Raw genomic sequence first — 6671 nt, 5'->3', positions numbered from 1 at the left:
GTCTCCTTATCTACGCCACACAAAAAAGCCTTGCGTACCGTACGACTGCAAATGTGATAATAAGGGGTGTCCAATAAACTGATTTGTTGTGAGCGAGGCTTAGGCATAATAGTCACCTGACTGAATATAGGTACCTTAAGTCTAGTTTATTGAGCGAAAACTGCATCAGTTATTATGGGTGGCCTAATAAGAAGATAGCTCAATAAGAAGAGATGTTGCCGAGAGAGTACCTAATAGTATCGAACGGATTAAATTTGTGCTCTTCATTCAGTAAAGATAACTCTTCAAATTTAAGGTCTGTAAAAGTTTGGCAAGTCATAAGTAACAGAGTTTAGCTGTATTTTAAAAATGAATTTAATGTGTAAATGTAGAAGTAATAATGGGGATAAAAATCAGTACCCTGTAGTTAACCGTGTAGCATTTTTTGAAATTGCATAGCTTGATATGAAAGGATTGTAGAAAACCGCTTGATTATTGTTCAAATAATCAAGCGGTTATTAGAATAGTTGAGTTGACCACATAAGCCGGGTTTTGTATCTCTTTCAAAAAAGAGTGACAATCATTCGTCTAGGCCTTAAATCGCTCTAAGGCTCAAGCAACCTACCCGGTTTCAACGCGAGCCACGCCATATGAAACCCTATTTGGTCTTGCTCCGGGTGGAGTTTACCCTGCAATTACTGTTACCAGCAATCCGGTGCGCTCTTACCGCACCCTTTCAGCCTTACCTGTGAAATCTCGAAAGATAACCATCGGCGGTCTTCTCTCTGCTGCACTTGTCGTCGGCTCACGCCGCCCAGGCGTTACCTGGCACCCTGCTCATTGGAGCCCGGACTTTCCTCCCCCTTATACCTATATCTTCAGTTTGCACATCTGATACAAGGATAAAGCAGCGATTGTCTGGTCAACTCGGCGCGCATTTTACCTTAATTTTTACCGATAGCCAATTGATAATATATTTAGTTACTGACTACACATAAATAAAGCGTAAATCACTTCATTTCAAGGGCTATTTCATACAAAGCGTTCTTTTTTACTCCGTATATTTCAGCAGTGATAGCACAGGCTGTCTTGGGCTTCATTTCCGCTAATAATAATTTCAGTGTAGCAATGGCCTTTGCAGGAATAGCATTAGCATCAATTTTATTGCCTTCGATGATTAAAACCATTTCACCTTTTAACTGATTTGGATCTTCTTTCAACCAAGCTAATAAGTTTTCAGCGGTATCTGAGTGTATTGTCTCAAAGGTTTTTGTTAACTCTCGAGAAATAACGACATGACGGTCTCCCCCCAATACTTTAACAATATCTGCAACGGTATCGATGGCTCGACGTGGTGCATCATAAAACACCATAGTGCGCGGCTCTTCGAGCAAGTTCGCTAATGTTGCTTGCCTAGCGCCAGTTTTTGAAGGGAGAAATCCTTCAAAAGAAAAGCGATCGGTCGGCAACCCTGCCACTGAAAGCGCAGCAATTGCTGCACAAGCACCGGGAATAGGAGAAACATTTAAATTCAGTTGGCGACAATGACGAACCAGATGAAAGCCTGGATCGCTTATTAATGGTGTGCCTGCATCAGAAACAAGTGCAATGCTTTTACCTTCTTGTAAAAGTGTCGCCACGTAGTCTTGACGTTGACGTTCATTATGGTCATGTAATGATAAGGTTTTATTTTTTATCGAGTAGGTTGATAATAATTTTTGAGTATGACGAGTATCTTCACAGGCAATAATATCGACTTGAGTTAACACATCAAGTGCACGTTGACTGATGTCGGCTAAATTACCGATAGGTGTGGCGACAATGTAAAGCGTGCCTGATTCTACAAATACTGACGACATAATGAATACTTAAGTTGAGACTGATGAAGATGAAGTTTATTATAAAGCTAACTAATAAAGTACGGATTTATCGCTGGTGAGCCAAACTAATTTTATGTTTTCTAATAAAAGCACTTTTTATCGTATTACTGCACTCTTTTTTGTCGTTCTACTAACAACGACATTACTGACAAGTTGCGGTACTTCCAAAAATATTGCCGCCAATAAAGGTACAATCGATTCTCGAAATCAATCATTAGCGAGTGCCGATAATAAAATAACCTCACAACAGTTGCTGTTGACGGCACAAACACAAGAGCTAAAAACAGCAATCGCCACTCTAATTGATGCCAGTGAATTACTGGTTGGTGAGGAGAGTTATAATCAGGCGCTATGGTTATCACAGCAACTGATAAACCTGACAGACAATGTGCAAGACAAATACCGTTTAGCATTAGTAAGTGCAGACAGTTTACTTAAATTAAATGAGATTGAATTAGCTTTTAAACAGCTTGAAATTGCTAATGAACTTTCAACAGATAGTAATGTTATTCACCGCGAGAATTACTATTTCTTACTCGCTGATATACAGCAGCGCAGAGCATTAGAAATTAGTGCGGTTAACGCTAAATTGCATTGGTTTTCCAGCAGTTTAAATACAGACGTTGATGATATTTATCAGCTATGGCAAGCATTAAGTTTACTGTCTACTTGGCAAGTCAGTCAATTAGCAGCGCTAGACCCGCCTTATATTAAAGGTTGGCAACAACTCTTAACTTACGCGCATAAATTTGGCGGTGATATTAACCGCTTTGATGCTTACTTAACTCAGTGGCAAGGTGATTTTTCTGCCCACCCAGCACAAGCAATTATTGAAACATTAAGAATAACAGAACAAAACCCACAAAAACTTATTGAAAATATTGCTATTATTTTACCCCTTTCCGGTAAACAAGCGTCTGCAGGAAAAGCTGCCCAGCAAGGGATCCTAGCAGCTTATAGTAATATTCCTAATAAAAACTTAACCTTTATCGATGCTGATACACTTGACTGGACCTTGTTAAATGAACAGCTAATCGCCTTAGATAGTCATTTTATTATTGGCCCTTTACTTAAAAATAATGTCGATAAATTCCTTGCCCAAGATGAAATTTTGCTACCCAGCTTATTACTTAACACTCCAAAAGTTGAGCAACGTAACACCGAGCAATTCATTCTGTCGATGCGCCCAGAAGACGAAGCTTACCAAGCAGCAACAACATTGAGTCGTAAAAATTATAGCTCACCCGTCATACTCAGCCATCGAGATACCGCCAGTAAAAGAATTGCCCGAGCCTTTACTAAGCAATGGCAACTGATTAACGGCTATTCTCCTGAAGTTGTTTATTTCGAAAAAGGTAAAATGATGCAAGAGCAACTCAAGGCTAGTTTAGAGGTTGATAGTAGCCAAGCACGCATTAAGGATTTGAAAATAAGAGTAAAGCAAAGTATCGATTCAGAGCCAAGAAATCGCCGTGACATCGATATGTTTTACTTAGTGGGTTCACCGGCACAAACAAAATTACTAAAACCGTATATTGATGTTAATACCAGTCCTTTTGCTACTATTATTCCGGTTTATGCTAGCTCTCGCAGTCATAGCAGTAAACAAGACTCAAGTAAGCATAACGATCTTCGTAACCTTATTTTTACCGAAATGCCTTGGCTGTTAAGCAGCCAACAACAAAATGCTCAATTAGCTGATTTGAGTAAAGCGCTTTGGCCAAGTCGCAGTGACTCTTTACAACGCATCTTTGCCATGGGTTATGACAGCCTATATTTAGTTGAGAAACTGCCCCTAATGAAACAAAAACCTTATGTTCGTCATTACGGTCAAACCGGTATATTAAAATTAAACAGTAATAACACCCTAACGCGAAGCTTATTATGGGGTATCTATAAAGATGGCGAGGTCACTGAAATTGCCATGGACTAAGCCAATTAATACCAAAAAAACTGGCGATATTACCGAAAGGTACGCGGGGGATTATTTGGTGGCACAAGGCTTAATTATTGCAGAAAAAAACTTTACCTGCCGGTTAGGTGAAATTGATATAATCGTCAAAGATGCTGACACTTATGTCTTCGTTGAAGTAAAATATCGTGCTTCGATGTCGTTTGGTGGTGCTATTTCAGCAATATCAGTGAAAAAACAGCAAAAAATTAGGAAAACAGCTGCATTTTATCTGCAACAATGTGGTTTAAACGAATATAATACTTCTTGTCGATTTGATGTTATTGCTTTACAAGGTAATATAAACAATCTCGATATTACCTGGCTAAAAAACGCCTTTTAGAGTCAATAAACGGAGCTAGTTTCATTTATGTTAGAACGGATAAAAAGCAACTTTACCGAAAGTATCCAAACCAAAATTGCCGCCAGCGAATTACTAGCAGGCCCTATTGAGCATGCAGGTATGATAATGGTGCAAAGCTTATTGGCTGGTAATAAAATACTTGCTTGTGGTAACGGCGGTTCAGCGGGTGATGCACAGCACTTTTCAGCCGAGTTATTAAATCGCTATGAAACTGAGCGACCACCTTTGCCGGCAATAGCCTTAACAACCGACACTTCAACGATTACTTCTATCGGGAATGATTATTCCTTTGATGAGATATTTTCTAAACAAGTGCGAGCATTAGGCAATAACGGTGACGTTTTACTCGCTATTTCAACCAGTGGTAATTCTCGTAATGTCATAAAAGCGATTGAAGCGGCCGTATCACGCGATATTCCTATTATCGCACTAACCGGTGGTGATGGTGGTGATATTGCAGGTTTGCTGGGTGAGAACGATGTAGAAATACGTGTACCTTCATCACGTACGGCCAGAATTCAAGAGGTACATTTAGTGGTAATACATTGCTTATGCGATATTATTGACACCACTTTATTTCCACAAGATGCTAGTTAATATGATACAAAAAAAATTATTAATCACCCTAGCAAGTATTTTGCTTTTGCAAGGGTGTGTCGCTGCTGCTGTTGTTACTATTATCGGTGGAGCATCTGCTGCTACCGATGAGCGTAGTATTGGTACACAGTTGGATGACCAAAAAATTGAATTTGAGGCGAATGCTAAGCTTGCTAAGCATGAAGCCCTCGCAGATAACACTAACCTACAAGTGATCAGTGTTAACGGTAGTGTCTTAGTTATCGGGCAAGCGCCTAATACCTATTTACGTGATTTGGCGATAAAATCGATTAATGAAGTTAAACAAGTTGTTCAGCTACATAATCAAATTCGTATCAGTAATACCACTTCTATTACCACCAGAAGTAACGATGTTTGGTTAACGTCAAAGGTTAAAGCGGCTCTTTTTGGCAGCGACAACATCGATGCGACTAATATTAAAGTGGTTACTGAAAATGGCGAAGTCTTTTTAATGGGCTTAATAACAGAAGCGCAAGCTAATGAAGCCGTAGAGATAGCGCGCAATGTTAGCGGTGTCAATCGTGTATTCAAGATATTTGAATACATTTAACAACAAGTTACTTACCATAGCGCTCATAAAAAAAGCTTCACAAGTTAATACTTGTGAAGCTTTTTTATTGTTTGCTGCTTGTCATAATGACAACTGAAATAAATTTAAAACGATTTCAGCATAACAACTAATATACCATCAGCACTTATAGTGCCTGTAGTAATTACTTGATCACTTTTAAGCTAGGCTTACCTTTCGATTTTGATGAGCCCGTTTCAGTCTTGGTGTTTACAGTACTGCTCTTATCTGAAGAGACACTAGATAAACCGACTGGCTTTACTGGACTTATTTCTTTATCAAGTTCAGGCTCAGGATGTTCAATCGCAAGCGATGTCCCCGCACCATTTTCTTTTGCGTAAATAGCACTAATAGCACCGTAAGGTACAACAAGCTGTTCAAGCTTACCGCCAAAACGTGCGCTTACTTCAATGGCATGATCAGCAAGAGAAATAGAGCCAACGGCTGACATTGAAACGTTGAGCACAATTTGCCCATCGGTCACATAAGCTGTCGGCACTAACACACCATAAACACTTGTATCTACGGCAATATATGGCGTAAGGTCATTATCAGAAATCCACTGATAAAAAGCTCTCACTATATAGGGTTTGTTAGAGGTCATCTCTGGAGATATCAAGACTAAAACATACCTAAACGTATTTCACGCTCATCTTCAGTTAATGATGCTTGAAATGATTCACGTTCAAATAATTTTAGCATGTAACCTTTAAATTCTTTAGAGCCTTCACCATCAAGCTCAATACCTAAAGCAGGTAAACGCCATAATAGTGGTGCTAAATAACAATCAACTAAACTGAACTCTTCACTCATAAAGTAAGGCGCTTCATTTAAAATTGGCGCTACACTTAACAAGCTTTCTTTAAGTTCTTGACGAGCTTTGCTTGCAGCGTCTGCTGGGCCACTCATAATTATTTTTGCTAGACTGTACCAATCTTGTTCGACACGATGCATCATCAAACGGCTACGACCACGTGATACCGGATAAACTGGCATCAATGGCGGATGAGGGAAACGCTCATCTAAGTATTCAATAATAATTGATGCTTCATATAGTGCTAATTCACGATCGATTAACGTCGGTACTGTGCCATATGGATTTAAATCGAGTAAATCTTCTGGTAAGTTAGCCAAATCAACTAAGTGAATATCAACGCCAACACCTTTTTCAGCGAGTACGATGCGTGTTTGATGACTATACATATCATCAGCATGAGAATATAAATTCATCACTGAACGCTTGTTTGCTGCTACGGCCATAATGCCTCCAAAAATCTGTAATAAAAAACTAACAAAGGGGGCCAAAGCCCC

General features: G+C 39.3%; 7 protein-coding genes, 1 other RNA gene and 1 pseudogene. 4 read left to right on the top strand and 5 right to left on the bottom strand.

Going from position 1 to position 6671, the window contains the following annotated elements; all coding sequences use genetic code 11:
- From ESZ26_RS19450 to rsmI, 3 genes and pseudogenes are all read right to left on the bottom strand, one after another.
- A pseudogene (locus ESZ26_RS19450) lies at positions 1-107 on the bottom strand (transposase); the annotation flags it as partial.
- A gap of 396 nt (positions 108-503) precedes the next feature.
- Positions 504-909: RNase P RNA component class A (gene rnpB / locus ESZ26_RS10385), an RNA gene on the bottom strand.
- 80 nt (positions 910-989) lie between these two features.
- Complete coding sequence (gene rsmI, locus ESZ26_RS10380; protein ID WP_146799555.1) at positions 990-1838, bottom strand: 16S rRNA (cytidine(1402)-2'-O)-methyltransferase; 849 nt, start codon at positions 1836-1838, stop codon at positions 990-992.
- A gap of 94 nt (positions 1839-1932) precedes the next feature.
- On the opposite strand from rsmI, the gene ESZ26_RS10375 reads away from it, so the two are divergent.
- The 4 genes from ESZ26_RS10375 to dolP are packed head-to-tail and all read left to right on the top strand — an operon-like array spanning position 1933 to position 5342.
- Complete coding sequence (locus tag ESZ26_RS10375) at positions 1933-3792, top strand: penicillin-binding protein activator (protein ID WP_146799554.1); 1860 nt, start codon at positions 1933-1935, stop codon at positions 3790-3792.
- Complete coding sequence (locus ESZ26_RS10370; RefSeq protein ID WP_146799553.1) at positions 3761-4153, top strand: YraN family protein; 393 nt, start codon at positions 3761-3763, stop codon at positions 4151-4153. Before ESZ26_RS10375 ends, ESZ26_RS10370 begins: the two co-directional genes overlap by 32 nt.
- Before the next feature lie 27 nt (positions 4154-4180).
- Positions 4181-4771, top strand: a complete 591-nt coding sequence (locus ESZ26_RS10365) for a phosphoheptose isomerase (protein WP_146799552.1) — start codon at positions 4181-4183, stop codon at positions 4769-4771.
- Position 4772: 1 nt separating this feature from the next.
- Positions 4773-5342, top strand: a complete 570-nt coding sequence (gene dolP, locus ESZ26_RS10360; RefSeq protein WP_146799551.1) for a division/outer membrane stress-associated lipid-binding lipoprotein — start codon at positions 4773-4775, stop codon at positions 5340-5342.
- 163 nt (positions 5343-5505) lie between these two features.
- Here the strand turns inward: dolP and ESZ26_RS10355 are convergent, their stop codons facing one another.
- Both ESZ26_RS10355 and sspA read right to left on the bottom strand, forming a co-directional pair.
- On the bottom strand, positions 5506-5979 hold the full coding sequence (locus ESZ26_RS10355) for a ClpXP protease specificity-enhancing factor (RefSeq protein ID WP_244947083.1): 474 nt from the start codon (positions 5977-5979) through the stop codon (positions 5506-5508).
- A 2-nt stretch (positions 5980-5981) separates the two neighbouring features.
- Complete coding sequence (gene sspA, locus ESZ26_RS10350) at positions 5982-6620, bottom strand: stringent starvation protein SspA (RefSeq protein WP_146799549.1); 639 nt, start codon at positions 6618-6620, stop codon at positions 5982-5984.
- Positions 6621-6671 lie beyond the last annotated feature (51 nt).

Source organism: Colwellia hornerae (assembly GCF_007954355.1).
GTDB classification, from domain to species: Bacteria; Pseudomonadota; Gammaproteobacteria; order Enterobacterales; family Alteromonadaceae; genus Colwellia_A; species Colwellia_A hornerae.
This window is presented reverse-complemented; position numbering and strand designations above follow the sequence as displayed.

Bases quoted from the DNA above. Each gene is read 5' to 3' on its own strand.
- dolP (WP_146799551.1), top strand. From the start codon at position 4,773: ATGATACAAAAAAAATTATTAATCACCCTAGCAAGTATTTTGCTTTTG.
- ESZ26_RS10370 (WP_146799553.1), top strand. From the start codon at position 3,761: ATGGCGAGGTCACTGAAATTGCCATGGACTAAGCCAATTAATACCAAA.
- rsmI (WP_146799555.1), bottom strand. From the start codon at position 1,838: ATGTCGTCAGTATTTGTAGAATCAGGCACGCTTTACATTGTCGCCACA.
- ESZ26_RS10375 (WP_146799554.1), top strand. From the start codon at position 1,933: ATGTTTTCTAATAAAAGCACTTTTTATCGTATTACTGCACTCTTTTTT.
- sspA (WP_146799549.1), bottom strand. From the start codon at position 6,620: ATGGCCGTAGCAGCAAACAAGCGTTCAGTGATGAATTTATATTCTCAT.
- ESZ26_RS10365 (WP_146799552.1), top strand. From the start codon at position 4,181: ATGTTAGAACGGATAAAAAGCAACTTTACCGAAAGTATCCAAACCAAA.